The organism is Magnetococcales bacterium (genome assembly GCA_015232395.1).
Lineage (GTDB): Bacteria > Pseudomonadota > Magnetococcia > Magnetococcales > JADFZT01 > JADFZT01.
In genome coordinates, this window is record JADFZT010000081.1 from 1 (window position 1) to 18121 (window position 18121).

The following is an 18121-nucleotide window of genomic DNA, read 5'->3' on the forward strand; positions in this document are numbered from 1 at the left end:
GGTTGAACTCGCTAAAGCTGTGGAAGAGGTTGCTGCCGGAGAGGGAGCCCATATCAGAGGTGATGGCATAATCCCCATCTACCGGATTTAAAACACCTACCTGCTCCGGATTGAGAGAACCATCGAGAACGATGCCGTCACCGGATCCGGCCCAAGCTACCATGGGTGCAGAAAACAGACAGGCTGATAGAAGGAAAAACGGAAAACAATTTTTCATTATCATAAAAAAATGCCTGACAATGAAATGACTTGGAACAATATACACCCTCACGCTTCCCTGGTTGGGATGTCCCAATAAGGCCACCACATAGAGGCACCTCCCTTTTGGAATCAAATCAATAAGCCTGCCAGCTCAGCTGAAAGTGAATCCCCTCATCCTGAAGATCGTGACCGGTATGTTCGGTGTTGCGGAAGGGATGAGCCCAATAGAGTTCAGCCAGAATTTTTTTGGTGGGTTGCCAGGTCAGCCCCAAACCGGCACTGGAAATATGTTTGGGATCGGGCCACTGGTCGGTGTCGTTGTTCCAGCCCATACCAAAATCGATAAAGGGAATGGCCCGCACCGCCCCCTCTCCCTCGTGGCTGAGGCCGGAGATGGGCAGCTCCCAGATGGGCAGGGAATATTCCAGGGAAGTGGTAAAGCCGTTATCCCGCAACATTTCGTTTTCCCGATAGCCCCGGACACTCGAACCGCCACCGATGGAAAATTTTTCCATGGAAAACAGTGGGTCGTCGCTTAATTGACCATCCAGGCGAAAAAGTGCCTGATGCCCCGAATCCCCTATCCGCTGGGCCAGCTGAAACTGTCCGAGCCAGCTGAAAAAGGTTCCGTCATAGCCCGGTTTTCCCTCGATGAGGCTGTTACCGGGATCGGTGACGATCTTATCCATGGGCTTCAAGCCCCGGCTGAAGGTAGAACGAGCGGCGATCACCCGGTTTTGATCCCGATCCAGCCAATCCTGGATAAAGCGCAGGGCGGTAACCTCGGTCAGGCCGTCGTGACGGGTCTCATATTCATAGGTTTCCCCATAAAACCCACTCCCCAGATCGTCGCTCATGAGGCTGCGCCGCCACTCCATGCGCAGCTCCATGGCAAAGGTCTGATTGGGTGTGCGATAGAAAGGGTGCTTGACGCCCAGCCCGATGGTCTCCATTTCGCTCTGCACATTGAGGCTGGCAAAAGGCTCATCGATCAGGGCCGACTCGATGTGTTGATAGTCGATTCGCAAGCTGGTGTCCCAGGGACCGATGGGCAGCTCGTAAAAAAGCCGCCAATCTTCCTGGCTCCGGGTGGAGCCGAAGCGAATGCCGAATTGATCCCCGTGACCGGTGGCGCTGTAGTGGACCGCCTCCACCTCCCCCCGGATGGAACCGATGGCAGGGGAGCGATTGTTAGACAAGCGAAAATCCAAACGCAGGGGAAGAGCCTCTTCCACCTTGAGCTGTAAGCGGCTCTCTCCAGGCTCCACCCCCGGCCCCAACTCACCGTTCAGGCGCTTGATCAGGGGGGATTGTTGGAGAATCAGCATCTGCTGGCGCAGAGCGTCGATGTTGAGAGGGGTGCCCGCCCCGACCTTCAGGCGATCACCGAGATATTGGGGAGTGAGCCAGTTGGTGCCGGAAATATCGAGGCTGGTCAAAGCCCCTTCGACGATCTGATATTCAATCACCCCGTCGCTGACATCCTGATTGGGCAACAGCGCCCCGGAGTTGATATATCCCCGGTCGATATAGTGGCGGGTCAAAATGTGCCGGATCTCCTGGAGCTCTCCGGAGGTCACTTCACGATTTTCAAACTCTACCACCAGATCATGAAGCTCTTTATCGCTGAAAGCGGTGTGGCCGACAAAGCGGATCTCCATGACGAACAGCGCCGCCATGCCAGGCAGGGCATCATATTCGGCATCCCTTGGCACCGGAGGCAGCACCATCTCGACCCCCTCTTCGCCATCTTGGTAGGCCGGTTTGTCAAGCATCCGCTCACTGGGCCGTTCAGAGAGCGCTCCCACCGCCCCACTCCCAGCGCCGTCAGCGGCCAAGGCAGAGGAAAATCCTGACATAACCGCCCCCCCCAAAGAGAGGGTCGCCAGCAACAGCCAAGCCCCAGGGGAAGCTGTGCGACTGAACTGACAGCTGGACTCCAGGCGAGCCATAGAGATCGTTTTTTCAGCTTGAATGATAGGCTTATTCATAAGACCAGTATTATATTTTTGAATATCAGTTAGGCATGCTGTCGGCAAAGGGGTTTAATAGGATGTTGAACATCCCGTTGTCAACAGAGATCTGATATCTTATACTTTTTCATTTTACTTGATCCCTTTGTTCTATTGGATGAAATCATGAATTTCAATTACAGACAGCTTCACAACAAGCTTCTTGAAAACGAATCAACCTCCATTATAACACCTCCTCGCCATATTGGTTGGATTGGTCTGTTTTTGCTGCTCATATTTTCAGCTTCCCTGGCATTGGCAGCCACTCCTGCTGCCCCCCCCTCTCACTCTGACGCGCTCCTGCCCCCCTCCTCCTCTCAAGCCCTGAGCGGCCCGGGGGGAGCACTTCTCAAAGAGGGCTTGACCCATTATCAACGGGGAGCCTTCCAGAAGGCCATTGAGAGCTGGAACCAGGGGATTGTCCTGTTTAATAAACAACAAACCCCCCAGGGACTGGGAGAGAGCCTGATCCGAATAGCCGAAGCCTATCAGCGATTGGGCCATCTGGAGCAGGCGATTGATCACTATCGCCGGGGAATGGAAGTGATACAAGCCTCAGGCTCCCCGGCCCAGACAGCCCTGGTGATGAGCGCCCTGGGAGATGCCTATCTGGGAGCAGGGCTTCAGGATGCCGCCCGCAAAACCCAGGAAAAGGCCCTGGAAATAGCCCGTACCACTCAAAACCCCACGATCCTCGCGGTGGTCCTGAACAACCACGGCAACCTCCTGGCGGCCATCAAAGAAAATGGCTCGGCCCGCAAAGCCTATAAAGAGAGCATCGCCCTCTCCAGAAAACGGGGCAACACCCCTCTCCTGACCAAAGGCTTGATCAACGCCGCCCGCACCGCTGCCACCGATGGCGATTCGGGGGAGGCTGGCAACAAGCTGACCGAAGCTGGCATTCTGCTGAACCAAAGCCCTGACAGCCATCAAAAGGCCTCTCAGCTGATAACCATTGGCCGCCTGCTAGGAGAGCTGCGGGCAGAAGGGGGAGCCCCCTGGCTCGCCATCCGGGGACAAGCCATCCTGGATGAAGCGCTTCGGGTGAGCAAACATTTCAATGATAAACGCCTCCTCTCCCTGGCCTGGGGCAACATGGGCCGACTCTACGAGCTGGAGGGGCAAATTGAAGAGGCCCAGATCCTCACCCGACGCGCCCTTTTCGCCGCCCAGGAAGCCTCCCTTGCCGAATCCCTCTATCTTTGGCAGTGGCAGAGTGGACGCTTGGCCCGGGCCCGGGGGAAACCGAATGCCGCCATCGCCCATTATCGGCGAGCTGTGGAAACCATCCAAGCCATCCGCCACGATCTCACCGTCGGATTCAGCGGTTTTGGTGGCTCCTTCCGCAACGAGGCAGGACCGGTTTTTTTCGAGCTGGCCGATCTGCTCCTGAAACAATCTTCGATTATTTCCGAACCGCAACAAAAACAGCAGCTGCTTCAGGAAGCCCGAGCCGCTGTGGAGCAACTCAAGGCGGCGGAGCTGGAAGATTATTTTCAGGACGATTGTGTCGCTGCGGCCCGCTCCAAGGTGACCGGCCTGGAGGGAATCGGCCAGGACACAGCTATCTATTATCCGATTTTACTCAAAGAGCGTACTGAAATTCTCCTGGGGCTTAACGATGGCATCCGCCAATATACCATCCCCGTCGGTCGAGCTGAACTCACCCGGGAGATCCGCCAATTCCGCCGCCGATTGGAGCAGCGCACCTCCCGACGCTATCTGCGCCACGCCCAGGCCCTTTATGAATGGCTCATCAAACCCCTCTCCGACACCCTCACTGAAGAAGGCATCACCACCCTGGTAGTGGTCCCCGACGGCCCCCTGCGCACCGTTCCCTTCGCCGCCCTCCACGACGGCAAGGCCTTCCTACTGGAACGGTTTGCCATGGCCACCACCCCGGGACTCACCCTGACTGATCCCAAACCGATCCGACGGGAAGCCTCCAGCGTGCTTTTAAATGGTCTTACCGAAGCGGTACACGGCTTTCCACCGTTGCCCTTCGTTGAGGGAGAACTCAAGGAAATTCAAGAACTTTATGGCGCAAAAACCCTGCAAAACAAAACCTTCAAAGTCGATAGCGTCGGCAATGAGTTGAACGAAACCCCCTACAATATCGTCCATATCGCTTCTCACGCCCAGTTTCGCAGCAAGGTGGAAGATACCTTTCTACTGGCCTACGATGGCCGCTTGAGCATGGACCATCTGGATCAATTCATGGGGCTTGGCCACTATCGGGATCGACCGGTGGAGCTTCTGACCTTGAGCGCCTGTCAAACCGCTGCGGGGGATGATCGGGCGGCATTGGGCCTGGCTGGAGTCGCCATCAAGGCTGGTGCTCGCAGCGCCTTGGCCACCCTTTGGTTCATCAACGACCAAGCCTCCTCCCAACTGGTGACCGAATTTTATCATCAGCTCCAGGATCCGAACATTTCCAAGGCCCAAGCCCTGCGCCAGGCCCAGCAGATCATTATCCAGGATAAACGCTACCAACATCCCGGCTACTGGTCCCCCTTTCTGCTGATCGGCAATTGGCTTTGATCCCCCAGCCCCTGTGAGACAACCTGGATAGAGATGGCGACCGACACCCCCATACAGCACTGGAAAAAACGTCTCCAACCCGTCGGTATCTGCCTGCTGATCAGTGGCGTGGTTTTCCTGCTTCTGTGGTTGGCACGAACATCGGGGAGCCTGCAATATTGGGAGCTTGGTGCTTTTGATCAAACCCTGCGCTGGCGATTCGAAACCCAGCCGGTGGATGACAGGATCCACCTGATCGGGGTGGACGAAGAGGATATCAACCGCCTGGGTTGGCCCCTGAGCGATGAGATTGTGGCCCGGGCGTTGGAAAAAATAGCACTCCAAAATCCGGCCATGGTGGGGATCGACCTCTACCGGGAACAGCCCAGGCCTCCAGGCCATGAGCGTTTGATGACCCTGCTGGACGACACCCCGAACATCATCGCCGTGATGAAATTTCAGGATGCCAGCGGTCGCCAGATTCCCCCTCCCCCCGTTCTGGTTGGCAGTGATCGGGCGGCCTTTTCCGACTTAGTAGTGGATGGAGATGGGGTGGTGCGTCGCGGATTGCTTTTTCTGGATGATGGCGTCCATTTTTCCCTCTCCTTTGCCCTACGGCTCGCTCTGGGATACCTGGCCCCCTCCGGCATTGGCCTGGAACCAGGGGAAGGTAACCCCCAGCACGCCGGGCTTGGCCAGACCACCATCCCCCCCCTGGAATCAAATGATGGTGGCTATGTCGAAGCAGACACCCGGGGCTATCAATTTTTATTCAACTATCCCGGTGCCCCAGCTCCCTTTGGGGAGCACTCTCTGAGGGATCTTCTGGATGGAACCATCCCCCCGGGAACCCTGACCGATAAAATCATTATTTTTGGTGCCGCCGCTGACAGCGTCAAAGACCAGTTTTCCACCCCCGTCAACTGGGGGGGAGTGACCGATCAGCCCTTTGTCTTCGGCTTTTCCATCCACGCCTACGCCGTTTCTCAACTTCTGGAGATGGCCCTGGATGGGAAAGGATTGATTCAATCCCTCTCCGATCCCCTGGAAGGGGGTTGGATCTGGTTCTGGTCCCTGATTGGCGGGCTGGCCGGTCTCTGGGCTGGAAGAGGAGGCAGAACCACCCTTCGCCTGGCTCTGTCGGTGACTGGGGGCAGCCTGATCATCGGGATCCTATGCGTCTGGTTTCTGGAACAGGGGCTGTGGCTGCCCTTTTTTCCACCGCTGTTGGGTTTTCAGGCCACGCTTATCCTCATCACCGCCCACCTTTCCCACCAGGAACGCCTCCAACGCAATACCGTCATGCAGCTCTTCTCCTCCGCCGTCTCCCCGGAAGTGGCTGAAGAAATCTGGCAAAACCGCGAAGAGGTCCTGGCCCAGGGCAGACCCCGACCCAAACGACTCACCGCCACGGTTCTTTTTACCGACCTGGTCGCCTTCACACCGATCTCGGAAGGAATGGATCCGGAACTGCTCATGGATTGGCTGAACGAATATATGGATGTCATGGCCAACGCCGTCACCCACCATGGGGGGGTGGTGGATAAATTTATCGGTGATGCCATCATGGCGGTGTTTGGAGTGCCCATAGCCCGGGAAAGTGAAGAGGAGATCGACCAGGATGCCATTCAGGCGGTCTCCTGTGCTCTGGCTATGGGGCAGGGGTTGGAAGCGCTGAACCAAAGATGGAAAAAAGAGGGCAAGCCCCCCATGGCCATGCGGGTAGGCATTTTTACCGGTCCTCTGGTGGCCGGGGGATTGGGCTCTACCCAGCGGATGAATTTTACGGTCATCGGCGATACCGTCAATACCGCAGCGCGGCTGGAAAGCTATAAACCCGCCCTCCCGGACGCCTCTCCCCCTCCGGAGCCCGAGGTGTGTCGCATTTTAATCGGTGAGACCACCCACGCCCGTCTGGGGGATCGATTTCAAAAAGAATTGGTCGACACTGTTTTGTTGAAAGGGAAAGATAAACGGATTACAATATATCGGGTGACTGGTTCGTAACCCAGCACCAACCATCTTAAGCAAGACAAGAATATTTCAGTAATCCAATTTAAGCGCTACCTCAAGAAACAACATGTTCATTGATATAAAAACCGGATCCCCCTATCCAAACAATCCAAACAGCCCATCAATTCCCCTCAGGAGGCCATTGATAATGAACCATCCGTGGATGGCTGTCATGGTGGCTGTAGCCACTTTCCTAGGCTGTTTTTCCTGGCAACCCGTCGCGACAGCAAAAGACAAAAGCCGGGGAGAACGCACAGCTCTGATCGTCTATCGCCCCCCTGTTCGGGGAGCACCCTCCAGCCGGGTAGGCGGGGGGGTACGGGGGGTCAATCAAGACTTGCCGAACCTGGAAGCCCTGGTACCGGAACACACAGGATACACCTCCCAACCCCAGCCGAGCCTCTACTGGTTTATCTCCAAGCCCAGCCGGGCCGAAATGGAAATCATTCTCCTGGATGACAACCCCCTGGCCATCGATCCGATTCTGGCCACCACCATGACCATGGACCGTGCGGGTTTTTATCGTCTTGACCTGGCCAAGTTCAATATCCGCCTGAAACCCGGTGTGGAATATCAGTGGTCAGTCACCATCATGGGCGATCCAGAACACCCTTCAGGGGATATCGTCTCTGGCGGAGGGGTTAAATATGTCGAAAAAAGCCAGATGCTGCAGGAGGTTTTATCTGAGGCCCACAAAAGGGAGCATGGCATTATTTTTGCCCGAGAGGGGTATTGGTATGATGCCATCACCGAGCTTTCAGAAAAAATCCTCGTCAACCCCGACAGCCGAAAATTCCGCAAACTCCGGGCACAACTTCTGGAACAGGCGGGACTGACCCAGGCAGCAGCGGCTGAGTTGATCAAATATCGGCAGCTGGAAAAAATTTCCAAACACCGCCGCCCAGAAAGCCAACGGCGCATCATCCAAGCCAAGGATATCCATCCCTGACCGATGCCATTTCCAGGAGGCCTTCGCGTAGGATGGTGGTGAGCCGTGTGAACCCCATCAATCAAGACGGATGGAGCTTTTTAATTTGGAACGACCAGACCTTGGGCACCCTCACTGAAGGAATGGTTGGAACACGATTAAAAAAACGTGCTGGATGATACTGGCACCCCCTTCCTTAACAGGCTGACCTGGAAACAACCGGGGCGTAAAGGGAAGTGGGAAACAAGCCCCACCTCCCTTTCATTTAAAAACCCCATCTCACCCAGCCCTCACCCCGGAGATGAAAAAGACCCACCCCCCTTCAAAGGCGGACGCCCCCAGTCGATTCAGATCCCTTCGATGTGACGCACTCCTGCCATAGGCACATAACCCTTTTTCTTGCCCAACTCCTTGAAATGATGATGTTTGTGATGGCCGGCGGACTCCACCGGCAGATGGCCATCGAGAAAATGGCGGGCTGCTTCGTCCGGATCCCTTTCGTTGGTTACAAAGGGAATGATCCGATCTTTTTTGAGCTGACGCTCCAGAGGCTTGTCCATTTGCATGGCGATCAACACCTGCACCCCATCCAGGGGATGTACTTTGTTTTTCAGGTCAAACCCCTCCAAGGCCTGATCCTCGGAGAGTGACAGCAGGTGTTTGTTGTGAATCTCCCCATCGACGATCTCAAACACCCAAAAGTTGAGACACTTTTCCAAAGCTCCGGATACCAGCTCCTTGTCCTGACATGCAATGGCAATGTTCATAACCTTGACCCTCCAACGACAGATGACAAAACCACTTTCAAGGGGCCCCATACCCCTGCTGCATCATCCCAAATCCGGCAGTTGGGCCTACGCACATACCCCGGGACCGCCTCCCCCTCACTGAAACCCAAAGGAACAAACCAGCTTCCGCCCCCCTCCTCCAGACTTTTCCCTGTGTCCACTCCTTCCTCTTCTTTTTGGCAGTGGCAGAGGTGCTTTTGTTCCCATTTCATCCCCTGCAAATGGAGTGAAAATGACATTTTTTGGGCCCCTGTCATCAAAATGGTGGATATCAATGGCGGCTGGAACAAATCATTCGGTCAAATCGATGGCCTGCAACAAGAAGGAGGCCGGATGTCGCTGAAATAGATCGTGGCCCACTTAGCAGGCGTGAACCGCGTTGACAGAGTCGATGGGCATTGTTATCTTTCGACCGATTTCCCGCCACAAGACTTGGGAACGCCAACCGCCGGCCTCGTTTGCACAATGCTCACCCAACGCCAAACCGAAATTCTCAGGCTGGTCGTCCAGTCCCATATCGATAATGGAGCCCCCGTGGGTTCCCAAACGGTGAGTGAGCGCTCCACCCTGTCGGTTTCACCGGCCACCATCCGCAATGCCATGTCGGAACTGGAAAGCCTGGGGCTACTCACCCAACCCCACCGCTCCGCCGGTCGCATTCCCACGGACCAAGGCTTCAGAGCCTATGTGGATGGACTCAACGAGGCCCACTTGACCGACCGGGAGATGGAACAAATCCTCAAGGCGTGTGAAACCGGTGGTGATGATCTGGGTGCCACCCTCGACTCCGCCTGTCAGGCCATGGCTTCCCTCATCCCCTACACCTGCCTGGTACGCCCTCCCAGCCTGGATGAAGCCCAGCTGGATCGCATCCAGTTTGTCGAGCTTTCTGAAAACCGGGTGCTGGCGATCCTGGCTTCCTGCTCCGGACAGGTGCAACATCGTATATTTCTGACAGAAACAGCCTACTCCCGTCGGGAACTGGACGGCTTCGGTGATGCCTTGAGCCGCCGCCTGGAAGGGTTAAACCTTAACCAGGTCAAAGACCGCCTGGAACAGGAAGTGGCCCGGGGCGAACGCCGCTATCGGGAACTCTGCCACCGCCTGCTTACCACCGTTCGTACCGCTTCGGTGCGTGGTGGCCACCTGATCATCAATGGCCGCTCCAATCTTTTTGGCGTGCCTGAATGGGACGACACCACTGAAATTCGTGGCATTCTGGAAATGCTTGATGAAAAAAAGAAACTGGTGGAACTCCTGGACCATTGCCTCCACGCGGATGGCGTGCAACTTTTCATAGGTTCCGAGTCCCACCTGGGACCGGCTCGGGGATGCTCTGTGGTCGCAGCCAAGTTTTTGGGCCCCGAAAGCCGTCTGTTGGGCACCTTGGGTGTGCTGGGACCCACCCGTCTGGATTATGCCCAGGTCATTCCCCTGGTGGATTTTACCGCAAGAGCCCTCTCCGGGCTGCTCTCCCCCAAGGCACCGGCTTCCACCGGAAAAAAGCCTGTAAGGGATCACAATGAATAAGGAGATCCGTAACTTCTCATGACCGACAACGACCAACCCAATCCGGCTCCCAGCCGGGAAGAGGCCGCACCTGGTACCAATGAGAGCCAGGAGGAAGTATCGGCCCAAACCGCCACAGGGGGTGCCGACATGGCAGCGGAAGAACAACCGGAAGCAGGCGTTGAAGAAACCACCGATCCCAATGTCGATGCAGAAGCCTCCCAGACAGAGGCCGAGGAGCACCCGACTGAAGAAGATGCCGATGGTGAAACCTGCCCTGTGGGGGGAGATCTGGGGGATGCGGAATCACAGACCTTGCGAATCCAACTTCAGGAAGCCCTCGACGAAAAAGAGGAAAAGCACCATCTCTATCTGCGAACGCTGGCAGAGATGGAAAACCTGCGCAAACGCACAGCCCGGGAGATCCAGCAGGCCCGAAAATTTGCCGTCGAAGGGTTTTCCAAAGATCTCTTGAGCGTGGCCGACAACATGGAACGGGCACTGACCGCCATCCCGGAAAGCGATGACGACAATCTCAAAAACATCGTCCAGGGCGTCGTGATGATTCAAAGTGAACTCAACCGGGTCATGGGTAACCACGGCATCACCCGCATCGAATCCATGCACTCCCCCTTTGATCCCCACCTGCATCAGGCGGTAATCCAGGTGGAGGATGAGGATGCCAAACCCGGAACGGTGGTTCAGGAGATGCAGGCGGGATACCTCCTCAACGAACGTCTCTTGCGCCCTGCCATGGTCGGGGTTGCCAAAGGGGGCTGAAGCCTGCAATAAAAACAGTCATCCCCCCTCGATTGAAACCGGTGATGGATGCAAATAGAGCCGGTGATGGTTGAAAACAGGGCAATGCAACCACAAAGATCAACAGGGAGCCTGAAAAAAAACGCCGGCAACCACTAAATAAAAAATCCCAATACGGCGAAAATAACGGCTGAAGGACGAAAAAATGGCGGGCTGGTCTTGACATAAACCGGAACCGTTTCCATATCTAAGGCAACACCTAAATACCCACTCTGGCATGAACCCCATGTCGAGAGTCTGAGAACTCCTTGGAATTTTGTAAAATACGGCAGGAAAGGGATCGTTTGAGATGAGCAAAGTGATCGGTATCGACTTGGGGACCACCAACTCCTGTGTGGCTATCATGGAAGGTGGAGATCCTAAAGTGATCGAAAACAGCGAGGGTAGCCGGACGACCCCCTCCATGTTGGCTTTTTCCACCAGCGGCGAACGTCTGGTGGGGCAAGCGGCCAAACGTCAGGCAGTCACCAACCCTGAACGCACCATTTCCGCCATCAAGCGCCTGATTGGCCGTCGCTACGACGACCCCACCACCCGTCAGGATATGGACCTGGTCTCCTATGAGATCGTCAAGGCGGACAACGGCGACGCCTGGGTCAATACGGGGGATAAAAACATCAGCCCCTCCGAAGCCTCTGCCATGATTTTGCAAAAAATGCGGCAGACCGCTGAGGACTATCTGGGAGAGAAGGTCACCGATGCCGTGGTGACGGTCCCAGCCTATTTTAACGACGCCCAGCGCCAAGCCACCAAGGATGCGGGTCGGATCTCCGGGTTGAACGTCCTGCGCATCATCAACGAGCCTACTGCAGCGGCCCTGGCCTATGGACTGGACAAGAAGGATGGCCAGACCATCGCGGTTTACGATCTGGGTGGCGGCACCTTCGACATTTCCATCCTGGAAATCGGCGATGGGGTGTTCGAAGTCAAATCCACCAACGGTGACACCTTCCTGGGTGGGGAAGATTTCGACAAAACCATCATCGACTATCTGGCTGAAGAGTTTATTAAAGAGAACGGTATCGATCTGCGTAAGGACAACATGGCTCTGCAACGCCTGAAAGAGGCGGGAGAAAAAGCCAAGATCGAGCTTTCCAACTCCACCCAGACCGATGTCAACCTGCCCTTCATCACCGCCGATGCTTCCGGCCCGAAACATCTGAACGTCAACTTGAGCCGGGCCAAGCTCGAATCCCTGGTAGACAACCTGGTACAACGCACCCTGGAACCCTGTGCCACAGCATTGCGAGATGCCGGTGTCAGCTCCCGAGAGATTGACGAAGTGGTGTTGGTGGGCGGCATGACCCGTATGCCCAAAGTACAGCAGGTGGTGAGCGAATTTTTTGGCAAGGAGCCCCACCGTGGGGTCAACCCCGACGAAGTGGTGGCCATCGGTGCTGCGATTCAGGGCGGGGTGCTCAAAGGGGACGTGAAGGATGTTTTGCTGCTGGATGTGACCCCACTTTCCCTGGGCATCGAAACCCTGGGAGGTGTTTTCACCAAGCTGATCGAAAAGAACACCACTGTTCCTTCGAAAAAATCCCAAATTTTTTCCACCGCTGCCGACAATCAATCAGCGGTCACCATCCGGGTTTCCCAGGGTGAGCGGGAAATGTTTTCCGACAATAAACTTCTGGGCCAGTTCGACCTGGTGGGTCTTCCCCCAGCACCCCGGGGTATGCCCCAAATCGAAGTCACCTTCGACATCGACGCCAACGGCATGGTCCACGTTTCCGCCAAGGACAAGGGGACTGGCAAGGAGCAGTCGATCCAGATTCAAGCCTCTGGTGGCTTGAGCGATGCCGAAATCGAAGCCATGGTGCGGGAGGCCGATGCTCACGCTGAAGAGGATGCCAAAAAGCGCAAGCTGATCGATGCCCGCAACCACGGTGATTCCCTGGTCTACACCACGGAAAAATCGATGAAGGAACATGGGGAAAAGCTGGACGATGAGACCAAGAGCAGCATCGAAGCCGCCATCGCCGAGCTGAAAAGCGCCCTGGAGCAGGAGGATGCCGAACTCATCACCACCAAGACCCAGGCGTTGATGGAAGCCTCCATGAAGCTGGGGGAGATGATCTATAAGGAGAGCGGCGAACAACCCGGTGGACCCGGTTGTGGAACGGGTGGACCGGGTGGGCCTGAAGGATTTGGCGGCCCCGGCGGACCTGGTGGACAGCCCGGCGAGCCCCCTCCTGGCGCTGCCCCGAACCAGGATGAAGATGTGGTGGAAGCGGAATATGAAGAGGTCAAGGAAGAGAAAAAATAACAGGGATCACCTGGAAGGATAGCAAGCTTTGTCAAGCCCCAAGGACTATTACGAAACCCTCGGAGTTACCCGGGAGAGCGGCGATGCCGATATCAAAAAGGCCTATCGCAAGCTGGCTATGGAACTCCATCCGGATCGAAACCCCGGAAACAAGAGTGCCGAAGCCCGTTTTAAAGAGGTCAACTCTGCCTACGAAGTATTGAAAGACCCCAAAAAACGGGCTATCTACGACCAATTCGGCCATGCTGGACTGGGTCAGGGGGGTCCGGGTGGCTTTTCCGGAGATCCTTCCCAATATGGCGGCGGCTTCGGGGATATTTTCGAAGAATTTTTCGGAGATATTTTCGGAGGTGGCCGAGGAGGTGCTGGAGGGGGTGGCTCACCACGGGGACGGGGTGGACGTGCCCGGGGCGAAGATATCCGCTACGACCTCACTGTGCCTCTGGATACCGTCATGCGGGGCAGTGAGGAGCGTATTCGGCTGCCCACGATCATCCTCTGCGACTCTTGCCGAGGGAGTGGTGCCCGGCCTGGTTCCGGCCCTGAAAACTGTACCACCTGCGGGGGGGCGGGCCAGGTTCGCACCCAGCAGGGTTTCTTTTCCATCTCCCGCCCCTGCCCGGCTTGCCGGGGCCAAGGGCGGATTATTCGCAACCCCTGTACCAGCTGTCAGGGGCAAGGGCGCAAGCGTTCTGAAAAGACACTCACGGTCAAGATTCCTCCGGGTGTCGAAACCGGTACCCGGATTCGTTTAAGTGGCGAGGGCGGGGCCGGGCTTCATGGCTCCCCCACCGGCGATCTCTATATCGTTATTGAGGTGGCCCCCCACACCATTTTCGAGCGCTACGAATCCAACCTTCTCTGTCAGGTGCCTATCACTTTTCCCCAGGCGGCTTTGGGGGGCAAGCTGGAAGTCCCCACCCTCAGTGGTCGTGCCCGCCTGACCTTGCCGCCGGGATGTCAGACCGGTAAACGCATGGTATTGCGGGGCAAGGGACTGCCATTGCTCAACCGTCCCGGTGTTTTTGGAGATCTGGTGGTGGAGCTACGCGTGGAGACACCGGTTAAGCTCAACAAAAAACAGCGACAGCTGCTGGAAGAGTTTGCCCGCTGTTCCGGGGAGGAGTGCCAGCCGGATTCCTTCTCTTTCCTGGATAAGGTCAAAGATTTTCTGGACAAGACCATCTCCTGACGCACCCTTTCTCCGGGCCTGCAAGTATCCCACCCATTCTGGGGGGCTTCAGGCCCGATCCATTCTTTGACAAGGAAGTGAGCAATCATGTCGGAAATTGAAATTGGCATCGTTGGGGCCGGTGGTCGAATGGGTCGTATGTTGGTTGAGGCTGTGTCAGCCAGCCCGGGATGTCGTCTGGTGAGTGCTTCCGAGCATCCCGATTCGGAGCACATTGGCCGGGATGCCGGTGAGGTGGCAGGGATTGCCACCACTGGGGTGCCGATTCAAAAAAACGCCATGATGACCTTTGATTCCTCCCAGGTGGTCATCGATTTTACCCTCCCCAAGGCGACCCTGAGCCACTTGGAGCTGGCCCGCAAGTCCGGTACTCCCATGGTGATCGGCACCACTGGTTTCAATAATGCCGACCTGGAAAAGATTTCAGCGGTCGCCGAGCGGATGCCTATCGTGATGGCTCCCAACTATAGCATTGGGGTCAACCTGATGTTTAAAGTGGCTGCGGAAGTGGCTGATGTGATTGGGCGTGATTTTGATATCGAAATCATCGAAGCCCATCATCGCCACAAGGTGGACGCCCCTTCCGGCACGGCTTTGGGGCTGGGAAAAGCCATCGCTGATGCGGTGCATCGAAATTTGGGAGAGGTGGCGATCTATGGTCGTGAGGGGGTCACCGGCACCCGTAACAGACGCACCATCGGCTTTTCCACCATACGGGGTGGGGATATCGTCGGGGATCATACGGCTCTTTTTGCGGGAGAAGGGGAGCGGTTGGAGATCACCCACAAGGCCTCAAGCCGCATGACCTTTGCCAAAGGGGCGGTGCGGGCGGCACAATGGGTACTGGGCCGGGGGCCTGGTTTGTTCGACATGCAGGATATTCTGGGATTTCGCCAGAAAACCTCGTCGATGAAACCCAACATCGTCTATTGATTGTATTTTCGGGCATCAACCGAAACGGATGAAGAAGGAGAGATCGTGGAAAGCATCGAAGTCGCCAAAATCAAAATCGGACAGACCGTCACCCTGGAATTCGGCAACAAGGAAGCGATTCTCACCAAGCTGGAGGAGCCGAACAAGTTTAATGTCGAGGATTGGTTTTATGATGAAGAGGAGATCTACATCCTGGAGAGCGTGATCGAAGAGGATGAGCCCCTCCACTACACCCGGGAAGCCTTTACGGGGAGCCTGGAAGAAGCCCTGAAAGCCGATGAAGGGCTGTTTGGCAACGACCGCAAGCTGCAAAACTTTTTGGGCCGGACGGTGGATGGCATTGAAATGGAAGAAGAAGAGGAGGAAGAGGCTGGGGAGTCTGAAGGTTGAGCGATCCATCCAGCTTTCTCTCCGGCAAAAACATCTCCCCCCGGGAACGTCTCATCTTTGCCATGGACGTCCCCGACGCCGATACCGCCCTTAAGATGGCCGATCAGCTGGGGGATTCGGTGGAGGTCTACAAGCTGGGGTTGGAGCTGTTTCTATCGGGGGATTATTTTCGGCTGGTGGATGGTTTCCTCGACCGGGGGAAAAAGGTTTTTTGTGATCTCAAGCTTTTTGATGTCCCGGAAACTGTCCGGCGTGCGGTGCGGCGCTTGCGGGGGCGTGGGGTATCGTTCCTCACGGTCCACGGCAACGACGGCATTTTGCGGGCTGCTGCTGAGGATAAGGGAGATCTGAAAATTTTGGCGGTGACCGCTCTGACCAGCCTGGATCGGGGGGATTTGGATGATCTGGGGTTTCAGTGTGATGTGGCGGATCTGGTGCTTTCCCGGGCCAGGCGCGCTCTGGAGGTGGGGTGTGATGGGGTGGTTTCATCGGGACTGGAAGCGGCCAGGTTGCGCTCCAAGCTGGGTGAAAAACTGCTCATCGTCACCCCTGGCATCCGCCCGGTGGAAAACCGCCCCAGCGACGATCAAAAGCGGGTGGTGACGGTGGAGCGGGCTTTTCAGGATGGCGCGGATTATATCGTGGTAGGCCGCCCCATCAAAAACGCCCCGGATCCAAGAGTGGCTGCGGAAGATATCCAGAACAAAATCCAAGCTCTCTTTCCCCAAACCTAAACCATCCCCCCTCCCCCTCTGCATCCATACCCAACGCACTGATTTCATATCAAAAGACCAGCCAAGCTTATTCCCAGGGCTGGTCTTTCTTAGCCATCAAATATACCGTCCCCATTTAACATATATTTCTTCACCCAAATCGTCCAACGGATGGTACACTTTCATCAATGAAGCGTCAGGGATGGGATATCGCAGCCCAAGCAAGGGCTGATATTGTCCAACATTCGACTATCAGCTGTGTCTAATCCCTCAGCAGATCCACCGAAGCACAGGCTATATTGGAGCTGTGACATGCAAGTGATTTCATACTCAGATGCCAGAAAAAATCTGAAATCCATTTTGGACCGGATAGTGGATGATGCGGACACCGCTGTCATCACCCGCCCCAACGGTGGCGATGTGGTGGTGATGTCGAAGATGGATTATGACGGTCTGATGGAGGCGCTGCACTTGCTGGGAACCGAAGCCAACCGGGAGCACCTGTCCAGATCCATGGACCAATATCAGGCTGGGCAAACCATCAACCAGAGCTTGGAATTAATGGCTGAACTCCGGGAAGCTGTGAACGAAGCTGAAGCAGGCTATCTCTCTCCTCCTTTGGCCACAGAAGAGGCGCTTCAGACTCATCTGGATCAACTCAAAAACAGATCCTGATCATCCATTTTGTGGCAAAAGCGGAAAACAGCACACAAAATTTCCCCCCGCTTCAGATAGCAGCAGACAAACAGTTCAAATGATTGCAAACAAATCTCCGACACCCCTCCCTCAAAGCCAAACGCTTTCCCCGCCAGATCTCTGGCAAGGGCGCATCAATCAACGATGGCGCTTCTATTTTCGCATTCAAGAAGACCACTATCAGATTCTCGCTATCGTCGATCACCCCAAAAATGATGAGCGATGCAAGAGACCACTTCCAACACAGATAAAAATCATTTAATATGGCGGAAAAATAGGCCATGTATTCTCATTTCCCATGATTAATAATCAGGAGATATTACAGTGAAAAAACAGCTCTTGCTTTCAGTTCTGTTTTTATTTGCAGCAACACCTCAGGCTTGGTCAGGAGAGCCTTTAACAGAAAGCAAAAAAAACGCAATAAAACATCTTATTTATCTAACTGGAGCCAATAAAATAGGCTTGCAATTTGCAGATGCAGTCAACAAAAACCTACAGCCTATGATGAAAAAACAATATCCAAAAATCCCAGACAGGGCCTTTGACATCATGTGGGAGGAGGTAAGGGCAGCCTTCGAGTCTAACATGGAGGGCGAATCAGGCCTGATCAGTCGATTCATTCCTGTTTATCACAAATATTTCACTGAAAAAGAACTGAATGAAATGATTTCTTTCTATAATACGGATACTGGAAAAAAGGTCATAAAAGCATTGCCTGTATTGACACAGGAAGGCATTGCCATCGGGCGAACGTGGAGCAAGGAAATAATGCCATCAATCAATCAACGCCTTAAGATCCGCATGAAAAAGGAAGGTTATCTCAACAAATAATGTACGGCTGTTTTTGCAAACACTTTGGCGATTGATTGCAGCCTCCTGGCTGGCAGAGGATGCAAACGACAAAAGATGTGTTTTACGTGGTTCTAGTAGATGGCTGGGAGATGGCTATCCCGTTGACTTGGTTTCAAGATCCACCATGGATGAGTTGTTTGGAGTGGCGATTTATCGGTAATGGTGCTCGCATCCATTGGAAAGAGATGGATGCGGATATCTCTATTGAAAGCCCAGGGACTCGTCAAAGTCAGCGGAAGAAGCCTGGAAATCCATCGGTTCTAAGCTATGCCGCTGAGACATTCCG

At 55.1% G+C, this 18121-nt stretch carries 17 protein-coding genes; 13 read left to right on the forward strand and 4 right to left on the reverse strand.

Features of this window, described 5'->3' with window-relative positions; all coding sequences use genetic code 11:
* Both HQL52_17000 and HQL52_17005 read right to left on the reverse strand, forming a co-directional pair.
* On the reverse strand, window positions 1-163 hold a 163-nt coding region (locus tag HQL52_17000), incomplete at its 3' end, for a hypothetical protein (GenBank protein MBF0371149.1).
* 172 nt (window positions 164-335) lie between these two features.
* Window positions 336-2192: a ShlB/FhaC/HecB family hemolysin secretion/activation protein gene (locus HQL52_17005; GenBank protein MBF0371150.1), complete on the reverse strand. Its 1857-nt coding sequence runs from the start codon at window positions 2190-2192 to the stop codon at window positions 336-338.
* A 147-nt stretch (window positions 2193-2339) separates the two neighbouring features.
* Between HQL52_17005 and HQL52_17010 the strand changes: the two genes are divergently transcribed.
* The 3 genes from HQL52_17010 (at window position 2340) to HQL52_17020 (ending at window position 7695) form a co-directional block, all read left to right on the forward strand.
* Window positions 2340-4754: a CHAT domain-containing protein gene (locus HQL52_17010; GenBank protein MBF0371151.1), complete on the forward strand. Its 2415-nt coding sequence runs from the start codon at window positions 2340-2342 to the stop codon at window positions 4752-4754.
* Between the two features lie 33 nt (window positions 4755-4787).
* Window positions 4788-6740, forward strand: a complete 1953-nt coding sequence (locus HQL52_17015) for an adenylate/guanylate cyclase domain-containing protein (protein MBF0371152.1) — start codon at window positions 4788-4790, stop codon at window positions 6738-6740.
* A 154-nt stretch (window positions 6741-6894) separates the two neighbouring features.
* Window positions 6895-7695, forward strand: coding sequence for a DUF928 domain-containing protein (locus HQL52_17020; protein MBF0371153.1), 801 nt, complete (start codon window positions 6895-6897; stop codon window positions 7693-7695).
* Between the two features lie 326 nt (window positions 7696-8021).
* On the opposite strand, the gene HQL52_17025 is transcribed toward HQL52_17020, so the two are convergent.
* On the reverse strand, window positions 8022-8441 hold the full coding sequence (locus HQL52_17025) for a nitrogen fixation protein (GenBank protein ID MBF0371154.1): 420 nt from the start codon (window positions 8439-8441) through the stop codon (window positions 8022-8024).
* Between the two features lie 486 nt (window positions 8442-8927).
* Here HQL52_17025 and hrcA point away from each other — a divergent pair, with 486 nt between their 5' ends.
* The 8 genes from hrcA to HQL52_17065 all read left to right on the forward strand — a co-directional run bounded on the left by hrcA (window position 8928) and on the right by HQL52_17065 (window position 16962).
* Window positions 8928-9992 carry a heat-inducible transcription repressor HrcA gene (hrcA, locus tag HQL52_17030; protein MBF0371155.1) on the forward strand — a complete coding sequence of 355 codons (1065 nt, stop codon included), beginning with the start codon at window positions 8928-8930 and terminating at the stop codon, window positions 9990-9992.
* An 18-nt stretch (window positions 9993-10010) separates the two neighbouring features.
* On the forward strand, window positions 10011-10751 hold the full coding sequence (grpE, locus tag HQL52_17035; protein ID MBF0371156.1) for a nucleotide exchange factor GrpE: 741 nt from the start codon (window positions 10011-10013) through the stop codon (window positions 10749-10751).
* 328 nt (window positions 10752-11079) lie between these two features.
* Window positions 11080-13059: a molecular chaperone DnaK gene (gene dnaK / locus HQL52_17040; GenBank protein ID MBF0371157.1), complete on the forward strand. Its 1980-nt coding sequence runs from the start codon at window positions 11080-11082 to the stop codon at window positions 13057-13059.
* 28 nt (window positions 13060-13087) lie between these two features.
* The gene (gene dnaJ / locus HQL52_17045) at window positions 13088-14251 is read left to right on the forward strand and encodes a molecular chaperone DnaJ (protein MBF0371158.1); all 1164 of its coding nucleotides are present in this window, start codon (window positions 13088-13090) and stop codon (window positions 14249-14251) included.
* Between the two features lie 87 nt (window positions 14252-14338).
* The gene (gene dapB / locus HQL52_17050; GenBank protein MBF0371159.1) at window positions 14339-15184 is read left to right on the forward strand and encodes a 4-hydroxy-tetrahydrodipicolinate reductase; all 846 of its coding nucleotides are present in this window, start codon (window positions 14339-14341) and stop codon (window positions 15182-15184) included.
* Window positions 15185-15229: 45 nt separating this feature from the next.
* Entirely contained in the window at window positions 15230-15574 is a 345-nt protein-coding gene (locus HQL52_17055) for a hypothetical protein (GenBank protein ID MBF0371160.1), read from the forward strand.
* Window positions 15571-16308 carry an orotidine-5'-phosphate decarboxylase gene (gene pyrF, locus HQL52_17060; protein ID MBF0371161.1) on the forward strand — a complete coding sequence of 246 codons (738 nt, stop codon included), beginning with the start codon at window positions 15571-15573 and terminating at the stop codon, window positions 16306-16308. Before HQL52_17055 ends, pyrF begins: the two co-directional genes overlap by 4 nt.
* 291 nt (window positions 16309-16599) lie before the next feature.
* Entirely contained in the window at window positions 16600-16962 is a 363-nt protein-coding gene (locus tag HQL52_17065) for a type II toxin-antitoxin system Phd/YefM family antitoxin (protein MBF0371162.1), read from the forward strand.
* A gap of 52 nt (window positions 16963-17014) precedes the next feature.
* Here the strand turns inward: HQL52_17065 and HQL52_17070 are convergent, their stop codons facing one another.
* Window positions 17015-17266 carry a hypothetical protein gene (locus tag HQL52_17070; GenBank protein ID MBF0371163.1) on the reverse strand — a complete coding sequence of 84 codons (252 nt, stop codon included), beginning with the start codon at window positions 17264-17266 and terminating at the stop codon, window positions 17015-17017.
* 41 nt (window positions 17267-17307) lie between these two features.
* Here HQL52_17070 and HQL52_17075 point away from each other — a divergent pair, with 41 nt between their 5' ends.
* Together HQL52_17075 and HQL52_17080 are read left to right on the forward strand one after the other, a co-directional pair.
* Window positions 17308-17814 (forward strand): DUF2059 domain-containing protein, encoded by a 507-nt coding sequence (locus HQL52_17075; protein ID MBF0371164.1) that lies wholly within the window; start codon window positions 17308-17310, stop codon window positions 17812-17814.
* A gap of 59 nt (window positions 17815-17873) precedes the next feature.
* Window positions 17874-18121: DUF2442 domain-containing protein (locus HQL52_17080; protein MBF0371165.1), on the forward strand; the 248-nt coding region annotated here is incomplete at its 3' end.

Bases quoted from the DNA above. Each gene is read 5' to 3' on its own strand.
- HQL52_17005 (MBF0371150.1), bottom strand. From the start codon at position 2,192: ATGAATAAGCCTATCATTCAAGCTGAAAAAACGATCTCTATGGCTCGC.
- HQL52_17010 (MBF0371151.1), top strand. From the start codon at position 2,340: ATGAATTTCAATTACAGACAGCTTCACAACAAGCTTCTTGAAAACGAA.
- HQL52_17015 (MBF0371152.1), top strand. From the start codon at position 4,788: ATGGCGACCGACACCCCCATACAGCACTGGAAAAAACGTCTCCAACCC.
- HQL52_17020 (MBF0371153.1), top strand. From the start codon at position 6,895: ATGAACCATCCGTGGATGGCTGTCATGGTGGCTGTAGCCACTTTCCTA.
- HQL52_17025 (MBF0371154.1), bottom strand. From the start codon at position 8,441: ATGAACATTGCCATTGCATGTCAGGACAAGGAGCTGGTATCCGGAGCT.
- hrcA (MBF0371155.1), top strand. From the start codon at position 8,928: ATGCTCACCCAACGCCAAACCGAAATTCTCAGGCTGGTCGTCCAGTCC.
- grpE (MBF0371156.1), top strand. From the start codon at position 10,011: ATGACCGACAACGACCAACCCAATCCGGCTCCCAGCCGGGAAGAGGCC.
- dnaK (MBF0371157.1), top strand. From the start codon at position 11,080: ATGAGCAAAGTGATCGGTATCGACTTGGGGACCACCAACTCCTGTGTG.
- dapB (MBF0371159.1), top strand. From the start codon at position 14,339: ATGTCGGAAATTGAAATTGGCATCGTTGGGGCCGGTGGTCGAATGGGT.
- HQL52_17065 (MBF0371162.1), top strand. From the start codon at position 16,600: ATGCAAGTGATTTCATACTCAGATGCCAGAAAAAATCTGAAATCCATT.
- HQL52_17070 (MBF0371163.1), bottom strand. From the start codon at position 17,266: ATGGCCTATTTTTCCGCCATATTAAATGATTTTTATCTGTGTTGGAAG.